The following is an 18,673-nucleotide window of genomic DNA, read 5'->3' as shown; positions in this document are numbered from 1 at the left end:
CAGGCGCAGATTCTTATACTATTGAAGGAATTGAAGGAGAAGTTCAATCTCACCTATCTTTACATTACTCACGCATTAACAGTAGCTGAGAGTGTTTGTGATACAATAGCTGTTATGTATTTGGGTAAAATTGTCGAATATGGTAATCCCGGCGCTCTTTTTAAAGAGCCGATGCATCCTTATACCCAGGCTCTCATTCTTTCTACTCCCATACCGGACCCCAGGCACAAACGAGGCAGGCTTGTTTTACCGGGAGAAGTGCCAAGTCCTTCCAATCCACCTACCGGGTGTCGTTTCCACCCTCGTTGCGCTTGTGCAACCGACATATGCTCTGAAAACGAGCCAATACTTGAAGACAGAGGGTTAAACCGAAAGGTTGCTTGCTGGCATCCCCGGGTATAATATAATATGCTTACTATCCTCATTAGCGCGTTTTCTATTTCTCTTGCGGCGGCTCTCACTCCCGGGCCAGTTATTGCGGTTACACTTGCAAAAAGCTATCGCTCTCCTTGGGCAGGTTTCCAGGTCGCCATAGGTGGACTTGTTGCCGAAGTACCGGTTATACTACTTATATATTTTGGATTTGCAAGATTCCTGCAGTCCACTATTATTCAACTCATACTTGGTATCGCCGGCGGACTGATGCTGATATTTCTGGGCATGATGCTGTTTCGACGGCGGTCCACTGTCTTTCAATATGGTAAAGACTTGCCGGTAAGCGCATTCAGACTCGGATTTTTAACAGCGCTGATTAATCCCGGGATGGTAATCTGGTGGGCTACGGTCGGAGCACTCCTTATATCCCAAATAAGCGCTTACGGAATTAATGGTTTGATATGGCTTATATTAGCTATTGAACTGCCTAATTTCCTGTGGTATTCAACAGCGTCGGTATTATTTCACCGCTACAATAATCTCTGGTCCAGCCAGGTTCAATCTATTCTGATAATAGTTTTCAGCTTTGTGTTGGCAGGATTCGGTATTTGGTTTATAGCCAACGCCATCATAAGTATTATGTAAAGTATTATCAAGTGCTATTGACACTCCCCGCTCGGCTGGCATATTATCAAGGCTAAATATGGAGATTCGGGCTTCTTTAACTAAAAACAACAATTGGCTATTAAATAGACCGATTATATTCGAGTTGATTTTCCCCGCCATTGTGGCCATTTTTGGTCTTCAATCTATAAGAGTATTAGTGTCATCCCTTACCTGGACACTTGGAGATCGGTTTGCTGTAAGCGCTCCGTTGCTGGGAATTATAGCGCTGGGAGTTTTCTGCCCAATATTCTTGTCAGGTTTTATTAAACGTATTCTGGGATATCAACGTTCTATCATAATCATTACCGCGATTTTAGCATTGTCTCGGTTGCTTCTTCAGACAGTTTGGATTGAGCCTCTGGTTAATACGGTGTTTGCCATCATCGCTACTCTCTCGTTCGTATTGTTTATCCCGTTGTATATTGATCGAGTAAGGAACTGTGGCAAGCTAGCCCCAGCCTTGTTTGCGTTGGGTCTATTACTTGGAGTAGCTGCGGATAGCGCTATTTATGGCGTTCATGGCACTTATGATATTGCCTGGAACAACGGCTTTTGGTCTGTGTTAATTACACTTTTATTAACCACAGTGCTTTTTCTGATTCTGTATAACGGACGTTTGCTATTGAACATCCAAAATTATGAACATGGCAGACCAACTTTACCCATAACCTGGCCTTTAATCTCAATTGGGCCTTTTTTATTCCTGCAAATGCAAATATTTCAAAATATTGCCAGGCTTACAACCGTTACAGGTTGGGAGACGCCGCTTGTTTTCAGTTGGATTATGCTGGGGCACTTGCTTGGCATTACTTTTGCTGCATGGTTTATCTTTCATCCGCCTGCTTATACGCGCGCTATAATATATTTACTGGCTTTTATACTTCTGCTTTCTACAATATTTCCGACTCCAACCGGTCTTCTTGCCGGGCTTTATTTCTTACTTGGTCAGATTTCGCTTTCAATTTTGATTTACTTTATTCTCTTGTATTCAACTTCGCCCGGAAAGGAAGCAGGCAGTAAATATAACAGCAACACTGCAATCCCAACTGGTATTGGTATACTGATAATGGCAGCTTTCATTTTAGGTTACTATGCTACTTATCAGATAAAGTTGCCGTTTGATAATCATATTTTCGAACCGGTAGCTGCTTTCATTATTACCGCTTGTGTTATACCAATAGGATTTGCAAAAACAGTTAAGCCCGAATACGATTTCCGGTTATGGTTTGCCCCAGCTATTACGGTTATACTTTTATTGTTTAGTTTTGCCAGTATGGTTACTTTTCAAAAACCAGTTCCAGCAAACACTTCTTATAATGGGTATATTAACTTCATGTGTTACAATCTGCACAATGGCTTTAACACCAAAGGTCATCTTAACATGGAAGAATTGGCAAAAAATATCGAAGCCTTCAATCCGGATATCGTTGCTCTTCAAGAAATAAGCCGAGGCTGGCTGGTCAATGGCCGCGTGGATATGATTGAATGGCTCTCTATTCGCCTGGACATGCCGTATGTATATGGGGCAACTGCTGGACCTATGTGGGGAAATGCTATTCTCAGCCGGTTTGAAATCACTAATGCGGAAAACTTTTCCTTACCATCAGAAGATCTTCCCATAGAACGAGGCTTCATTCACGCCACCATAAAATTAAGTTTGCTTGAATCCATTGATGTAATAGCAACCCACTTTCATCATGTTGAAGAAGATACCCTTGTGAGGCAATCTCAGGCAAGCAGGCTTCTTGAATATATCGGCCTGGCTGAAAACACTATTATTATGGGAGACTTCAATGCAGTTCCGGGAGCTGAGGAAATACAAATGTTTACAAGTGCCGGTTTTATTGACGTTGTCTCCCTTGTTGAACCTCCTCCGGCATATACATTCCGTTCTGATGCACCCTATCAGCGTATTGACTATATCTGGATGAGTCCGGGCATGGAAGCTGACCATATAACCATTTATCCAAGCACCGCTTCAGATCACCTGGCAATTTTCGCGGTGATCGAGCCATAGTTATTTAAAAGTCAATTACATATTTTCCATTTTGATAAAATAGTTGATTGTCTACCCAAACCTGCCCACCGTTGCGTAGATCGCATACCATATCCCAGTGGATAGCTGATTTATTTAGGCTGCCTGTTTCAGGGTATCCCGCACCTAAGGCCATGTGAAAAGAACCTCCAATTTTTTCATCGAACAGAATCTGGCGGGTGAATTTTGTAATACCTTCGTTAGTACCAAAAGCAAATTCCCCCACTCTTCTGGCTCCCTCGTCGGTATCAAGCTTGCTTATGAGGAACTCTTCATTCTTATCAGCAGTTGCTTTCACAACCTTTCCTTTTTCAAACCATAGCCTCACCCCGGTGACTTCACGCCCATCGTAAATCGCCGGGAAGGAAAAATGCACTGTACCATCAACGCCGTTTTCTACCGGACCGGTAAAAACTTCTCCATCCGGAACATTATTACGACCGTCGCAATTAATAAATTTTCGCCCTTCTATGTTTATCTTTAAATCAGTATTATGCGCATAAACCCTAACTTCTTTTTTACCGTCGAGCCAATGTATTATTTTATCTTGCCAGGCGCTAAATTGTTGCCAGTATCCAATCGGATCATCTTGGTCCGGCATACAAGCACCGTATACAAAATCTTCATACTCCTCCAGGCTCATATCTGCATCCTGTGCGCACGCATTAGTTGGAAAAATAGTTAACGTCCATTTGTAATCGCCTGATGCAGAGCGTCTCATCATTGTATCCATCAACCCGCGCCGAGCCTGATCAAAGATTGCCATGCGAGAAGGATCAACGCTGGAAAGAGCCCGGGTATTTGTTTCGGCGTAGCAAGCAATTCTGGCGTCATATGTATTTATTAGTAATTCCTGTGCTGGGGGAATGTGCCGCAATTGATCATCGCTGGCATACTTATAAAATATTTCGTCCATACCATTGAGATTTAAAAGAGTGAATGGAAAGCCGCCAGCCTGCAAAATATGCTGGTAAACCGCTTTTATTAATGGTTCAGCTGCTGTATCACCTGTAATTGCTACTTTTTCTCCCGGCTTGATTTGAACTGAATAGTTAACCAGCATATTGGCAAGTTTATCTACTCTGGGATCCCCCATAATCTTCCCTCCTTATTGTTACTAGCCATAATTTTTCTTGTATACTCTTATACATATTTCAACTACAATCTGTACAAGAAGTTATTTAGAGCGGTTAAACTGATGGATAACTAAAATAATTCCCATAATTATAAATAATCCCCCAGTAATTTCAAGAACACCCGGAAGATCATTGAAAATCAATCATGCTAAAATAGATGCACCCATCGGTTCTCCCAAAATGGCTACCGATACAACCGTTGCTGAAAGGTGCCTGACCGAAAGGTTAAAGCGGGAATGACCGATAAATTGGGGAACTATCGCAATTGCCAACATATATAAATAGGCTTTAAATTCCAACCCTGTAAATTTATCACCCATCAGTAAAGCACCTGATATAAGAAACACTGAACTTATGCCGTAAACCATGACAATATATAAACCTGGATCAATTCTATTATGTAGCTTACGACCGATCACCAGGTACCCTCCCATTGCAAATCCAGCAACGAGTGCCATGATATTGCCGATTATAGCTGGGCTATCAGTATTGAAGTGGCGGATGTTTATCACAACCATACCTGTAAAAGCTATCAAGATACCGAGAATACTAGCCCAGGTTATTTTTTCTATAAAATAAAGAAAGGCAAAATAGCAACAAAAGCTGGATGGGAAGTAACCATCACAACCGAGCTGGCAATTGAAGTGTATGCGTACTGGGATTAATCTAATATAGCAATAACCCTCTATCGATTACGTTATTATACTTGACAGTACAATACTTCCGTCGTAAAATACACAAAAATTGATTTATATCCAGTATAGTTGATTTATCGTCTCACGGGGGTTATATGTACGCGCGCAAAACACGATTAATATCTATATGTCTGATTCTAACCATTTCTTTAGTGCTTTCTTCATGTTCGAGCGGGTACCCATTCAAAGGCACAGATAAGCCAATTAAGAAGGCTTTGTCATATTTATCAGAGATGCAAGCTACCGATGGCAGTATTGGCAGTTATTCTGACACAGCATGGGCAGTGATGGCTCTGGCCGCTTGTGGTAAGAATCCAGCCCGATTTGGTTCCCCCTCACCCATTGATTTTCTAAAACAAAACAACCACCAACTGTTGGATTCTTACAATATAACCGCAGATCTGGCTAGAAATGTATTAGCGATAGTAGCTTCAGGGCAGTCACCTCGTTCATTTGGGGAAGGGAACAATGTTGTACCAGGTGGGGATTTCATAGATGCCCTGGTTAAATTGCATGACGGAACTCAATTTGGAGAAAAAGATAGTATTAACGAGGATTTTTGGGCATTAATCGCATTGATAGGTGCAGGTTATTCACCTGATGATGAAATCATTACCGCTACTACTTCATATCTCTTAGAAAACCAGGGAGACGATAATGGTTGGTCATGGGCAATACCTCATAATGAGTGGTATTACGAAAGTGATCCGGATAACACTGCCGCAGCAATTATGGCGCTCATAAAAGCAGGTATTAATCCGAATGATGAACGTATCCAGAAGGCGCTTGCAGCCATTGAAACTATGCAGGGAGTAAATGGAGGATACGTATCTTATGGTGTTGAAAACACCAGTTCTACTGCTTGGGTTATGAGTGCTCTGGCTACTCTGGATATAACTGCTTCACTCACCGGTGAGGATGATGCTAATCCGGTGACATATATCCTTAGCATGCAGAGCGAAGATGGTTCTTTTATGTTTGCTTCTCCTTTGCCGGAGGGATATTTGGCCATGCCTGAAAAAACTACTGCTGATTCAATCATAGCCTTGGCAGGTTGTGGTTATCCTGTGGAAAGGACCAGCAACAATAGCTGGTGGTTATGGCTGATACTCACTGTGCTAATAGCATCTATGATTACTTTTCTATACATCAATACCAGAAGGCGATGGAAATAAAAAAATCTACTATTGTAAGTTTATTATTTATACTCGCTGTTGTATTTAACGGTTGCACAGGTCAACTCTCATCAACCCCAGTAACGAACTCTGCAGCGCAAAGTACCCAGATAACTGCCCAACTCATAGTCAGTGAAAATTTTGGTAGGAATGTTATTTTTGATAATGAAGTCATTGTCCGAGAAGGGACAAACTGCCTTGAATTATTGTCTCAAAAACTTGATGTTAAAACTGCGTATGGTGGAGGATTTGTAACGTCCATACAAGGGATCGCAAGTGGTTATCTTAAACACCCAGTTGAAAGAAAGGACTGGTTCTTATATATCAATGGAATTTTATCTAACGCCGGAGGGCTTGCTTATCGCATAAGAGATGGTGATACCATTCATTGGTACTATCGTGATTGGAGTTTTCGGCCTTCGGCTAGCGCAATTATTAGCGATTTCCCCAGTTCTTTAAAATACGGATACGGAGGCATAAATGTACCTTTAACGATTTGGTATGAGGTTGGCTGGCACAACGAGGCGCATGAATTACAGCAAGCTCTTATCGCTATGGGTATTAAGAAAATATTTATGTGCGAATCCAGTCAAATAACCATAAGCGAAAAACAGACGCATCACTTGATTGTTATTGGCTCAGATTTATTTGATCCCATACGCGAAATAAATGATAACTGGAGCCGGCTTGGGTTGTTTTGCAGATTCAACAAAGACGTTCTGGAGATATACGATTCAAACGGAAATTGTATCCACGAAGAGACTTCCGGAACAGGACTAATTTATACAATACAAAATCCTTTTAACCCCACAGGTACGGGCTCATGTCAAAACACTTGTTGGGTTATTTCCGGCACAGATAAAGACTCGATCTCTGGCGCACTGGACACATTAATGTATAATTGGCAGTCTTTTAAATATTTTACAGGAGCCGTTGTCAACGCGAAAGGTGTGCAACCTTTACCATAACAATTATTTACAACAACGTAGTTTTTCCCGCACGCAGTCTTATTGTAAGGGGATTGATTAGAAGCCTTTATCTTTTAACCATCTGTTCAGTAAATCAAGTCCCTCCCCAGAACACACCAGAGGCTGGTTTTCTCTGCTCATGTCCCGGTAGACGGTGATTCCTTTCAAACCCAATTTATACGCTTTGAGATATATTTGCCGGATTTCCGCTCTGGACGCATTATTATCAAGATTAACAGTTTTCGAAACAGCATTATCAATATGTTTTTGGGCGGAATGCTGAATATTCAAATGCCATTCTGGTGAAATATCCTGTGCAGTAACGAATACTTTTTTAATGTGTTCCGGAACACCACCTATTTCTTGGAGCGGCTTCCCTGAAAGCAATTGCCTGAGAATTAATGAGACATTGAGTTTTTCCCTAATAATATTATTGACAAAGTGGGGATTAACCTCCAGTAACTCCTTACCATCCGCCAACCTTCTCAGGTAAACCAGCCTGAAGGCCGGTTCAATTCCGGCAGAACATCCAGCAATGGTGCTAATCGTACCAGTGGGGGCAATAGTAGTGATAGAAGCGTTTCTTCTGTTGGTGTTTTGGCTACCGTCTTGGTATACAGGGCAAGTTCCCTTTTGGTCACCAAGGTGGTTAGAATAAAAATATGCGCACTTTTTGATATATTTTAAAATTTGCTCTGTCGTTTCCATCGCTTTTTTTGAGTTATAAGGGATATCGAGCAAATATAATAGATCTGCCAGGCCCATTATCCCCAAGCCTACTTTTCTTCCCAGTTTTGTAACGTGTTCGATTTCAGGAGAAGCATAAGTTGAAATGTCGATAGCATTATCCAGCAATCTTAAAGCTATGCATACCGTGCGTTTAAGCTTGCCCCAGTTAATTTCGGCTACTTCTAATTGATTCTGGTGTACCATGTTTACCAAGTTTATACTGCCCAGGAAACAGCACTCCCCTTCCATCATTAATTGTTCACCGCAACCGCTGACTGCCTCTAGTTGGCCAAGCGATGGAATAGGATTAGATGCATCAATAGTATCCTGAAATATTACTCCTGGATCACCATTATTCCATGATGCTTCAACAATAGCGTTAAAAATATCACCTGCTGCAATTTTGCCTGTTTCCTGTCCGGATATTGGGTCAAATAGAGGGTATGTTTCCTTCTTCAATAGTGAATTCATAAACAAATCAGTTAACGAGACAGTAAGATAAAAGTTATTCAAAACTTGCTTGTCGGTTTTAGCTTGTATAAACTCTCTGATATCCGGATGGTGGGCACTTAGAATTGCGGTATTACAACCGATTCGTATTCCACCCTGTAAAAAACTTCCAAGTACTCGGGAAAATTTGTAGAGAAGTTGAATAACCGGGGCTTCGGATTTACTAACGTTGTTGTTGCTAGCAGAAGGAAGTTTGGAAAAATTAAATGCAGTTCCACTGCCATTGATTTGAACGCTTTTTGCTATTTCCAGGGAAGCCATATAATTGTTTTCTTCTGAAGAAACCGGAATGCAATGGCAGGAAGCCAGCTGCCCGGAGTTTTTGCCCGCATTAAGTAAAAACGGTGATCCGGGTAAAAAATCCATATTGGACAATAACGAGTAAAAGGTCTCTTCCCAGTAAAGAGTTGCTCTGTGCCCACCGTTTTTAATTTCCGTAGATGCCAATACTTTTGCTACCCTTCGAATCAATTGTTCAGGAGTTTCGTTACTAGCATTGTCGAGATAGTATTTTTCAAGCAAGTACTGAGCATTTTCATTTGGTATCATATATGGTTGTTTGCTTTGTACACATTGAGTAATTGGCATATCAGTATAACCTTACGGATTTTTCCCCGATGCGTTTCATATCAAGAGTAAGGCAATTTACATTTTTAAGGTAGCGCCTGGCGTTTTCAGCTGCTTTTTGTACTTGTATATTCTCTGCGGCAGGCCACTCGCTATTACCGACAGGAAAATATGCATCAATTCTGAGGGGAATATTTTCATCAGTTTTGGCAATAAAATTAGCTATATTTTCAATTTCAACTTCTTCAATCAGACCAGGAATGAAAACGGTTTCGACCTGTACCTTGGTTCCTGAAGCATATATAGATTTAAAATTATCAAGTACAAGTTGGTTGGATTTACCTGTGTAATTTTGGTGAATTGATGGCGTCATTGCTTTTATGGAAATTATTATTTCATTGATGTGTGATATATCTGGAAGATAATAACCATTGGTAAGAAGTATGTTATAACTGCCATGCTCTATATGCAATAGTTTCGCCAGTTTCGGCATTTCAGTGTCAAGCGATGGTTCTGTTCCCATAAATACTGCGCTTTTTATTACATGTGGTTGCAGCAATTCCATCACACGTATTACAGAAAGAAACTGTTGATCAGGTTTTTTTATCTTATCGCCGTGCATGATAGATAAAGGATCATCAAACAAACCGAAGTCGAGGTGGTTATATGGTACGTAACAAGAACGGCAATTGAAACTGCATTTGGTCCAAAAATGGATGTTTACCGAAGCTGCTGCTTTGTCATAAGCCAGGTGATAGACTTTCATTTACCGGTTATATTGTTATCAGCGTTTGCATGATTAGACTTTAGGATCCTGAAAACTGACAATCCAATGGCAATACCAATCATCAATAATGCTGGAATACCAAAAACTAAAAAGAATATTAAAGGTGCGCCTGGCCAGTATTCCTGGCCTGCAGAAACCGTGTTTTGTAATGAAAATAGCAATAATCCAAGACCGAGCGTTCCCAATAGCCATTCGTACCAGCGAACAGGGATACTCTTAATTACAATGAACACTACCAGTCCGAGGACTGCCATGCCTATCAGCATTCCTGATAAAAACATTCGTCTGCCCTCCTATAAACGTTGGCGTGAATCAATCATATCCAAAAGGCGGTAAATCAAGCTCCCAAAACTTGTTGGAATCACTGTGAATGCCGCTTCCGTAGAAGAAATCATCCGCTTTGCGCCAGAATCTGTTCATAGCTGGATTAGAAGCTACGCTCCTCCTGAATAAATCATTGTATGACATGTTATGGCGTTTTGAGAATGGGCATACTGCAAAGCAGGTTGCACAACCATTTACCCTTCTGATATATGCGTTGCAAAGAGGTTCATTTAACCACCAGCGTTTTATCCCGATGGCTCGATAAAAAAGCCCACCGTTATCCCATGTTGGTTCCGTTGCAGGATTGATGGCTTTCGCCGGACAATGATCCGCACATTTTTTACAGGTTTTACAAAATACATGTAATCCAAAATCGATTGGCTTTCCGGACGGTAAAGGAAGATCGGTAATTACAATTTGAACCCTTTGCTGCAGTCCATATTCAGGAGTTATTGTATGCCCAACTCGGCTCATTTCTCCCAAGCCTGCCATTACAGCAAAACCGGTATGTACACCCAAAGCGTTAAAGTTGGCGGCTTCCCCAAGGCACATATAACCAAGTGTCCGCATGAAATTTTGCAGCTGCCCCTGCAGAAGAGACTTGAGGTTATACATATAGTAGTGAGATCTATCTCCCACTTCTGTAATTGGCCTCTTCATAAGCTCATCGGCCATTCTAAGAGTATATACGATAACCCATCTGGCTTTTTTGGGTATGATCCGATAACCTTCTGCCAAATTTTCTACCGGCACGTCATAATCAAGTATATCTAAACGGGGACCCTGCTTCTCTCCTGATCCAGTATCGTAAGAATATATAAGTTTTTCGGTGGTATCAGTATCCAGCTCAACAAAGCCGACGTGGCTTGCTCCATGAAGGCGCATAAAGGCTGTTACCAGCCGAGCATTTTCTTCTGGCGTTCCTTCGTAACGAGGTACTTGAAGGCTTTCCGGAGTGGGTGATGTCTGTGGCCCTATAAATGATACAGGAGCGTAATGGTTAGCTTCTTTCATGGCCACGTCCTGTAACCTGGAGCCGGGCTTATTGTCTGCAATCCATTGCCTGCGGTTTACCCGGCCATCTACAAAAACCTGGTCATATTGTTGCGACCCTAGCGCTCGCTTTAAGCCCGCTGCCCACATAACATGGTGGTAATCAAAACGTTCTATAGTGGGCCAATCGATTTCAACAGTTGGTTTCTCAACGGTTTTTACCCAGGAAGGTCTTTTCATGCCGGCAATTGGAAGCGACATCAGCTCATCAAGGTCTCTGATTGGCTGGTTGGTGAAAGGGGGAAGAATTGATGCCAGCCCAGCACCTGCTCCACCAAGCCCAAGCGCCTTTAGGAAATCTCTGCGCGTGACGGTAGAGTGATATTTTTTCATTACTACCCTCCGGCACTTATTTATTTATGCAGCTGAAATTTACTGTGTGTAAATTGTGGATAATAATAGTCTGCAATTACATATTATCGTACAGGCAAGTGCCTATGTCAAGGAAAATACGATAATAAGACGCTAGATAATTGCCTGCCGACAATAAATGCACAAAGAAATTTTACCACTCAAAGGAAAGATTTAAAAGTGTTTGTAAACAGGTTTGGTTCAGTTTGTTGTTTGCAAAGATGCTAAATTATGAACAGCTATATTCGTTATTATAATCGGGAACAATCGGATTTAATCTGGTGAACATTATAAGGAGGATACCTGGAAAGGCCAAAATATATTACGTTAGTTGCTGCATGGCAATTCTTTATTGCATCTGCCGCACTCTTTGGGCTACTCACAACTTTGCTAATTGTTATCATGGCGATTAATGGCTTCTCTGGTTTTCCATATTTGTATTTCGGTGCGTATATAAACTCACTGTCGATAGGGGGCCTATTTGTAGTACTCGGGGGCTAGCTATATTGTGTTTAGTTGTTTTTTATATTCTCATTTATCGTTGGGGTTGGAATATTTCAAGGCAAACAATGTGCACGTAGCTCAGGAATAATTCATGCGATAATTGGACTTGTCAGTTTCCCTGTTGGAACTGTCATCGGCACTCTCATAATTTTCTACTTGGGTACACCCGAGATTAGCGACTATTTTAATTATCACGCTGTTAAAGGAACGCATCAACCTGGTTTAGAACCGATAAATGCAAATCAATAATACTCGCTCCGCAGATATATAGCATAATCTATTGCCGGCAGACAATTCGTCTGCCGGTCCCTGTTCACCGGTCGTACGACTATTTTGGTAGTATTTATAGTATACTATTAAACCAGCTCAACATCTGTGGATAAACAACTCGCCAATTCTGTATGGCGCTTTATGAGTAAAAAAGAAGCAATATTCTATTCAATTATAGCTGGCCTATTGATGTGGTCAATTAACAATGTATTTGCTTCTATTCCAGTAGTTATCTGGTGGTTGCTATTCGGGATTGCGCTATTATTAATATTTCTTGGTACCGGACTTTTCGACTTATTGCTTCAAGAAGTAATAAAGATTATAAAGCATCTATCGAATAAATACGGTAAATAACGGTATTTCAATCAGAAGCTTGTCTACCGATTCTAACTCAGTTCGAACTCACCGTAAACTCGGTTTAATAGGTAGTATCCCGTCAAGTGGTGTAAATTGCCACCGGTGATTTCTCATGTTTTTATGCCTCTACTACCAACAGCAATGGCTCATCTATGGTTCCCTCCAGGGTCTTGTTCATTGATTCCAGCGAAAAGTACCGCCTGCCAATTTCCCATTCATCCTGCTGTTCCAACAGCACTGATTCGATAAGCCTTATGACTGCCTTGTTGTTGGGAAATACCTCCTGAAAGTATTTTGTTGTTCTTTCAAGAAACCACACGGTGGCTTTTGATTTCAACCCCTGAATTTACACCACGTATAGGGATTGTACTGGAGAAAAAATCTAATTTTATCTTTGTGCTTGGTTATCGGTATTGGCACAACCGATAACCAAGCACGCTAATCCAGGATTCAATAGGAGAATATCATTCAAACATGGATATCAATACCTCTCGGGAAACTGCGATTAAAGAACTCAAGTTAATAATCAAGAAAAGTTCGGATTTGAAAGAAGTTCCGCACGCAATTGGTGGAACTTTTAATTTATCGCCACAAGAGATGTTAAGAGAAGTGGAAAACAATACTGAAGTTGGTCAACAGATAATTAAAGCGTTCGGGCGCCTAAGAAAACAGTTCCCGACCATGGAATAGCCGCAATTCACTCTATAAAAAATAAAAAAAGACTTCTGTGAGAAAAAGCCTGTAATTTGCTTACGATAGCGGTTACTATACGTCCATTCTGTTTTTGATTAAATATACAGCAGCTTGCTGCCTGTTTTTAAGATCAAGCTTGGTGAGAATCTGGCTAATATATGATTTGACTGTATGCTCTGAAATATATAGCTTTTGCCCAATCTCCTTATTTGTACTCCCATTGGCAACCAGGTCCAGAATTTCCAATTCTCTGTCATTAAGGATTTCATTGATGTCTTTGTAATTCGGAACGTTTTTTTCGGTAAGCTGGCTGACAAAGCTTTTTGAAATAACAAAACTGCCCGAAGCGATATCTTCAATTTTAGAGAGGAATATGTGCAAAGGTTCATTTAAATCGATGAAACCAGTAACGCCTTCTTCAATTTTTTCTGATAAATCCTGAAAGCTGTCATTATGAGCTAAATCGCTGGATGCTATCAGGGCAATTGTTGCTCCGGTATGCTCAATTACTTTACGAATACTTCCTTGATGCTGGCAGAGTGAGTGGTGCACCAAAATAAGCGCATTAGGAAACCATTTTAGTTGGCTAAAAAGAGAGTCACAAGCTTCAAATGAGCGATATACCAAATACTCGCACTTTTCAAATAGAGCACATAATCCAAGCCTGACGATTTCAGTTGGATGAACGATAATAATCTGGAGACCATTATTGGTTTCACTCTCATTCATGCCAAATCTGCTTAATGTACTGATACCATTATACAATAGACTCCAAGAATAACAAGTACTTTTACCAAAAAGGGTACCCATAATACCCATTTATCTATTTATTTTTATCAGCGTATTACCCATGTTTCTAATCATCTTTTACCAGCATGACCGATGTAATTTTTAAGATTCCATACTAACATATTGAATATAACGTCACTTTCAAGTTTTATATATCGAAGCATATTTCTGGTAATTAGACCTTTAACAACTGCAAATGTGAACGAAAAAATCTCACCTTATTAAAATCAATGCTTGATAGCTTAAAGATGATTACTTGAATACAAAAAAGGAGGTGGTTTAAAAAATATAGGGAAAAGTTGGTTACTATCGAAAAATGGGAGGATTATCGGTATGGTTGTAGGGCTCATAAACACTGATAGCAGGCGGGAATCATTAACAAGACGTTCCACTATCGGTATAAAAGTTTCCACAAAACAAAGAATGGATGAATGTCGTGCTCCCGGACAGTGTTATGACGGTTTTATCCAACAAATGGTAGATCTCTGGGAAGAAAAAAGGGGCAAAATGTCAGCTTGAAGGCAAAAATGACCCCAAAGGAGGTGAGGTGTTATAAGAGAAATGTTATTAGATTCTAAAGCACCTTAACATATAAAGGAGGGAACTATAAATGCCTGAAAATGAAATAAGCCAAGTATCAAGAAGGCAATTTCTAAAAAATGCAGGAATCATTGTTGGAGGTACTGCTGTTGGGTCATCCTTTATCTTATCTGCATGCAAAGACAGAGAGATAGAGGTCACAAAAGAAGTTACCAAAACAGTTCAGGTTACAACAGTAAAAGCTACTTTTGTTTGCCCTGTTTGTAGCCAGGAATTCGATTCAATCAGCGCGCTGGCATCGCACCTTGATTCTGCTCACCCTGGTGAAGTAGAGACCATTACCAAGTTTGTGTGCCCCTTTGATAATACTGAATTTGGATCGATTTCTGAACTGAAAACGCATATAGAAAGTGAACATCTGGTTGCAGAGCCGCTTGATCCTTCAATCGTAACACTCAATGTCAATGGAGTAAATTACCTATTAAGGGTAAACAACCATGAAACATTAGCCTGGACTCTGAGGGAGCAGTTAGGCCTTACTGGTACTAAAATAGGTTGTGACATGGGGCAATGTGGTGCTTGCACAGTTTTGGCGGACGGAGTGCCAATATATGCTTGCCTTAAGCTGTCACGCGAGGCTGAAGGAATTCAGATAGAGACCGTTGAAGGGATATCAGACGGGCACGAGCTCAGTCCCTTGCAAAGTAAATTCCAAAAAATCGATGCCGTTCAGTGTGGTTATTGCACTCCAGGATTTTTAATGGCGGCTAAAGGTCTTCTTAATGTAAAGCCCAATCCGACCGAAGATGAAGTACGACTTGCTCTCTCTGGGCATATATGCTCATGCGGAAACTTCAAGAAAACCATAGAAGCCGTTAAAGGAGGTGTATAATGGCCTTAACGCCCTTCAATATACTGGGAAGCTCCGAAACCTACGAGCATAAAACGTATCCACTTTTACTAGGAAAAGCGGAATTTACTGAAGACTATTTATCAGGTAAAAAGCTTTGGGGGGCATGTAAACATGCAACCGAAACTCATGCCAAAATAAAAAGTATAAATGCTCAAAAAGCCCTGGCTGTGCCAGGGGTTAAAGCAATCCTGACTTATGAAGACTCCCCTACAATATTCAGTAGCGATGTACTGTTCTGGGGGCAGCCAATTGTTGGCATTGTAGCCGATGACTGGTATAAAGCTTTGCGCGTTATCAATCTGATTGACGTGGAGTATGAGCTTTTGCCTGCAATAACTGGTCCGGATGAAGCGTTCGAACTTGGTGATGACGCCCCCCTGAGTGGCAAGCGGGCAAATACCAACATTGCACTCGCCAATTTTGACCGAGGCAATATCGAAGCAGGTTTCTCAGCAGCCGACACAACCCTAACATGTGAACAGTATTGGACACCAACTCACCAACACGCGCCAATCGAGCAGTACATTGCTACAGCATATTGGCTCAACGATCATTGTTACGTATATCAATCTTCACAAAACTTGCACGGCAACCAGAGTGCAGTGGTAAACTATTTGGAAACTACGTCAAATAAAGTGCACTCTATTGCGAGATATTGCAGCACTGGCCATGGTGCACGCCTTTCTAACTGGGAGGCAGGAGTGGCTGCACTCATGTCTAAAGCAGTTGGTGGTGCTCCGGTTTGCTTTAAATGCACCAAGAAACACAGCATGCTTTTCCGTATTCGCCAGCATGATCATCGTTCCAAATATACCTGGGGTGCAAAATCAGATGGTACTATCACGGCTGTAGATGTTGAGTATTTTACAAATGGTACCGGCGCCGGTATTAATCCTTGCTTACAGCACACATTCAACATTCCACATGTAAAGTGGCGTGGCAAGGGTGCCTATATAAATGTACCGGATAGAGGGGCATGGCGCTGCGTCTCTGACCCGCCAAATGGTGTAAACATTAGCGCTGCCTTGGATAAACTTGCCACCCATCTCGACATTAACCCGTATGAAATACGAAAGAAAAATTTGATGCCTGTAGATATGCGTGCTCTTGATTCGCCCAATTGGTATTATGGTGCCAAAGAGGTCAATGAGTGTTTTGAAACTGTGGCTCAAGCAAGTGGATATGTTTCCAAATGGCATAAACCCGGTGAAAACAATGTCATGGCCGACGGCAGACTGCACGGCATCGGCATACACTGCCATCATGATAGCCACGGGACTGTAAACGGCATAGCTAGAGGCGCTTTAGTCCTGATGAAAGCAGATGGGACATGCGTTTTTGAATTAGGCGGCACAGGAATTCACAACGCCCCCGCCGAAGCCAGGCATTTCGTTGCTGAAGTTATGGGCATGAACTATGAAGACGTGCAATGTGGTGATTACGGGAACAGTGATGTAACCCTTGATGGCGGCATGCACGGTGGCTCAACATTCACCGGTGGACTATCGTCTATGGTAAATGCAGCCAGAGATGCCAGAGAAAAAGTGTTTGCTAAAGCCATTCTCAAAGCGCCTTTCAAGGATATTCCGGGAATCAAGATTACTGATTTGGATGCTAAAAATAGTGAAATATTTTACAAGAATGACGACACCAAGCGGATGACGTATCGGACTGCTATGTCCGGCACCCCGCCAATTGCTGGTTATGGGACAGGCTGGGCTTCAACAAGCGCTGACAACGGAGGCGGTTTACAGCGGGAGCTTTTCGGGCTACCAGTCGGCACGCTAGTAAATTGCAATAGCGGTTGTGCTTCAGTTGCTGAAGTTGCAGTGGATCCTGAAACCGGCCAAGTTGAGGTTCTCGAACACTGGAATTCCGTTGGTACTGGCCGTATCGTCTTCCGGAAAGGCGTTGAAAACCAGATGGGATCAGGCACTGAACAGATGATTAACCAGGCCTTGTTCTATGGTGATATCTATGATCCCCTTACTGGAGCGGTTATCAGCAGCCAATATACTGAAGCACAGTTTCTTACAACCATGGATTGCAAGCCAAGCAAACACCATTTATTGCCAGTTGAAGGTGATGATGCTGCCGGGCCGCTTGGGGCTCATGGTATTGGAGAACCCTGTGTTGGCAGTTACGCTTCAATAATTTGCGCAATCTATAATGCTACCGGTAAGTGGGTTGATACTGATCATGGCTGTGCCAACCCGGACAGAGTACTCAAAGCATTAGGCAAGGGTTAGGAGGAAGCAAGATGGATAATATAACTCACATCAATGTTAGCTCACTATCTCAAGCAACTGCCGAATTAGCGAAAGGCAAGGCTGAAGTCGTCGCCGGTGGAACCGATCTGATGACTTGTCTTAAAGGTTTCATTAGTGATAATCTGCCCGAAGTAATAGTGAACATCAAAACAATACCTGATCTTGTTTATATTCGCGAAGATGGCGGTATGCTCAAGATCGGGGCCCTTACAACGCTTACAGCTATTGCCAACTCGAGTATAGTAAAAGAAAAATACACCGCTTTAGCCCAGGCGGCATTAGCAGTCGGGTCTCCAGAACTTAGAAACATGGGCACAATCGGAGGAAATATCTGCCAGAAACCGCGTTGTATATACTATCGCAATGAATTTAACGACTTCAAATGCTTGCGAAAGGACCCGCAAGGTATTTGTAATGCTCTTACAGGTGTGAATCGATATCATTCAATATTCGGAGCCATAGACGGCTGTGTTGCTCCCTGCCCTTCGGATACCGCTCCGGCATTAGTGGCCTTTAAGGCAAAAATCGTCACCACAAAGAAAGTCTGGGAAGCGACCGAATTTTTTGGTAACAATGGAGAGAAGATCAACAATTTGGATGATGATGAAATAATCACCGAGATTCAAATACCTGCTCCGGCAACGGGAACAAAAAGCGCCTATAAAAAGTTTGCGTTCAGAAAAGCAATTGATTTTCCTCTGGTCAGTGCCGCAGCAGTTATCAGCAGCAGTGATGCAAGCATTGTGCTGGGAGGAGTCTATGGGATCCCGCGCATTGCCACTGCCGCGCAAGATTCCATTAAGGGAAAAACAATCAATGCTGCCAATGCAGAAGCAGCCGGTAATGCCGCTGCCACAGGCGCCGTGCCTCTGCCGCCAAACAACGCAAATAAATACAAGGGCCAGGTTATAATTGCGTTGGTAAAGAGAGCAATATTGGCATGCGCATAGACTCACGAAGGGAATA

The 18,673-nt window shown here is 41.9% G+C and carries 18 protein-coding genes; 10 read left to right on the top strand and 8 right to left on the bottom strand.

Annotation, left to right across the window (positions count from 1 at the left end; genetic code table 11):
* The first annotated feature begins 21 nt into the window (after nucleotides 1-21).
* From PHX29_00425 to PHX29_00415, 3 genes are read left to right on the top strand one after another with little or no spacing between them, the layout of a single operon-like run.
* The gene (locus PHX29_00425; protein MDD5604381.1) at nucleotides 22-402 is read left to right on the top strand and encodes an ABC transporter ATP-binding protein; all 381 of its coding nucleotides are present in this window, start codon (nucleotides 22-24) and stop codon (nucleotides 400-402) included.
* 6 nt (nucleotides 403-408) lie between these two features.
* Nucleotides 409-1,020 (top strand): LysE family transporter, encoded by a 612-nt coding sequence (locus PHX29_00420; protein ID MDD5604380.1) that lies wholly within the window; start codon nucleotides 409-411, stop codon nucleotides 1,018-1,020.
* A gap of 58 nt (nucleotides 1,021-1,078) precedes the next feature.
* Entirely contained in the window at nucleotides 1,079-3,058 is a 1,980-nt protein-coding gene (locus PHX29_00415; GenBank protein ID MDD5604379.1) for an endonuclease/exonuclease/phosphatase family protein, read from the top strand.
* A 4-nt stretch (nucleotides 3,059-3,062) separates the two neighbouring features.
* Here PHX29_00415 and PHX29_00410 read toward each other — a convergent pair whose 3' ends face one another.
* Nucleotides 3,063-4,172, bottom strand: coding sequence for an aminopeptidase (locus PHX29_00410; GenBank protein ID MDD5604378.1), 1,110 nt, complete (start codon nucleotides 4,170-4,172; stop codon nucleotides 3,063-3,065).
* 183 nt (nucleotides 4,173-4,355) lie between these two features.
* Entirely contained in the window at nucleotides 4,356-4,730 is a 375-nt protein-coding gene (locus PHX29_00405) for a DMT family transporter (GenBank protein ID MDD5604377.1), read from the bottom strand.
* A gap of 272 nt (nucleotides 4,731-5,002) precedes the next feature.
* Here PHX29_00405 and PHX29_00400 point away from each other — a divergent pair, with 272 nt between their 5' ends.
* Nucleotides 5,003-6,082 (top strand): terpene cyclase/mutase family protein, encoded by a 1,080-nt coding sequence (locus PHX29_00400; GenBank protein MDD5604376.1) that lies wholly within the window; start codon nucleotides 5,003-5,005, stop codon nucleotides 6,080-6,082.
* The gene (locus tag PHX29_00395; protein ID MDD5604375.1) at nucleotides 6,073-7,050 is read left to right on the top strand and encodes a DUF4430 domain-containing protein; all 978 of its coding nucleotides are present in this window, start codon (nucleotides 6,073-6,075) and stop codon (nucleotides 7,048-7,050) included. Before PHX29_00400 ends, PHX29_00395 begins: the two co-directional genes overlap by 10 nt.
* Before the next feature lie 57 nt (nucleotides 7,051-7,107).
* Here the strand turns inward: PHX29_00395 and PHX29_00390 are convergent, their stop codons facing one another.
* The 5 genes from PHX29_00390 to PHX29_00370 all read right to left on the bottom strand — a co-directional run bounded on the left by PHX29_00390 (nucleotide 7,108) and on the right by PHX29_00370 (nucleotide 12,839).
* Nucleotides 7,108-8,838, bottom strand: a complete 1,731-nt coding sequence (locus tag PHX29_00390) for an adenosylcobalamin-dependent ribonucleoside-diphosphate reductase (protein MDD5604374.1) — start codon at nucleotides 8,836-8,838, stop codon at nucleotides 7,108-7,110.
* A gap of 40 nt (nucleotides 8,839-8,878) precedes the next feature.
* Nucleotides 8,879-9,622 carry a radical SAM protein gene (locus PHX29_00385; GenBank protein ID MDD5604373.1) on the bottom strand — a complete coding sequence of 248 codons (744 nt, stop codon included), beginning with the start codon at nucleotides 9,620-9,622 and terminating at the stop codon, nucleotides 8,879-8,881.
* Entirely contained in the window at nucleotides 9,619-9,924 is a 306-nt protein-coding gene (locus tag PHX29_00380) for a dehalogenase (protein ID MDD5604372.1), read from the bottom strand. The genes PHX29_00385 and PHX29_00380 overlap by 4 nt, the downstream gene beginning before the upstream one ends.
* A gap of 31 nt (nucleotides 9,925-9,955) precedes the next feature.
* A complete protein-coding gene (locus PHX29_00375) occupies nucleotides 9,956-11,353 on the bottom strand; it encodes a reductive dehalogenase (GenBank protein MDD5604371.1) in 1,398 nt (465 codons plus the stop codon).
* A gap of 1,267 nt (nucleotides 11,354-12,620) precedes the next feature.
* Complete coding sequence (locus PHX29_00370; GenBank protein ID MDD5604370.1) at nucleotides 12,621-12,839, bottom strand: transposase; 219 nt, start codon at nucleotides 12,837-12,839, stop codon at nucleotides 12,621-12,623.
* Between the two features lie 137 nt (nucleotides 12,840-12,976).
* On the opposite strand from PHX29_00370, the gene PHX29_00365 reads away from it, so the two are divergent.
* Nucleotides 12,977-13,192 (top strand): hypothetical protein, encoded by a 216-nt coding sequence (locus PHX29_00365; GenBank protein ID MDD5604369.1) that lies wholly within the window; start codon nucleotides 12,977-12,979, stop codon nucleotides 13,190-13,192.
* Nucleotides 13,193-13,267: 75 nt separating this feature from the next.
* On the opposite strand, the gene PHX29_00360 is transcribed toward PHX29_00365, so the two are convergent.
* Nucleotides 13,268-13,924, bottom strand: coding sequence for a response regulator transcription factor (locus tag PHX29_00360; GenBank protein MDD5604368.1), 657 nt, complete (start codon nucleotides 13,922-13,924; stop codon nucleotides 13,268-13,270).
* Nucleotides 13,925-14,317: 393 nt separating this feature from the next.
* Between PHX29_00360 and PHX29_00355 the strand changes: the two genes are divergently transcribed.
* The 4 genes from PHX29_00355 to PHX29_00340 all read left to right on the top strand — a co-directional run bounded on the left by PHX29_00355 (nucleotide 14,318) and on the right by PHX29_00340 (nucleotide 18,657).
* Nucleotides 14,318-14,503 (top strand): hypothetical protein, encoded by a 186-nt coding sequence (locus PHX29_00355; GenBank protein ID MDD5604367.1) that lies wholly within the window; start codon nucleotides 14,318-14,320, stop codon nucleotides 14,501-14,503.
* Nucleotides 14,504-14,594: 91 nt separating this feature from the next.
* Nucleotides 14,595-15,416 carry a 2Fe-2S iron-sulfur cluster-binding protein gene (locus tag PHX29_00350; protein MDD5604366.1) on the top strand — a complete coding sequence of 274 codons (822 nt, stop codon included), beginning with the start codon at nucleotides 14,595-14,597 and terminating at the stop codon, nucleotides 15,414-15,416.
* Complete coding sequence (locus PHX29_00345; protein ID MDD5604365.1) at nucleotides 15,416-17,686, top strand: molybdopterin-dependent oxidoreductase; 2,271 nt, start codon at nucleotides 15,416-15,418, stop codon at nucleotides 17,684-17,686. The genes PHX29_00350 and PHX29_00345 overlap by 1 nt, the downstream gene beginning before the upstream one ends.
* Nucleotides 17,687-17,697: 11 nt before the next feature.
* Complete coding sequence (locus PHX29_00340; protein ID MDD5604364.1) at nucleotides 17,698-18,657, top strand: FAD binding domain-containing protein; 960 nt, start codon at nucleotides 17,698-17,700, stop codon at nucleotides 18,655-18,657.
* Nucleotides 18,658-18,673: the final 16 nt, after the last annotated feature.

The organism is Dehalococcoidales bacterium, from assembly GCA_028717385.1.
Classification (GTDB): Bacteria; Chloroflexota; Dehalococcoidia; order Dehalococcoidales; family CSSed11-197; genus CSSed11-197.
This window is presented reverse-complemented; position numbering and strand designations above follow the sequence as displayed.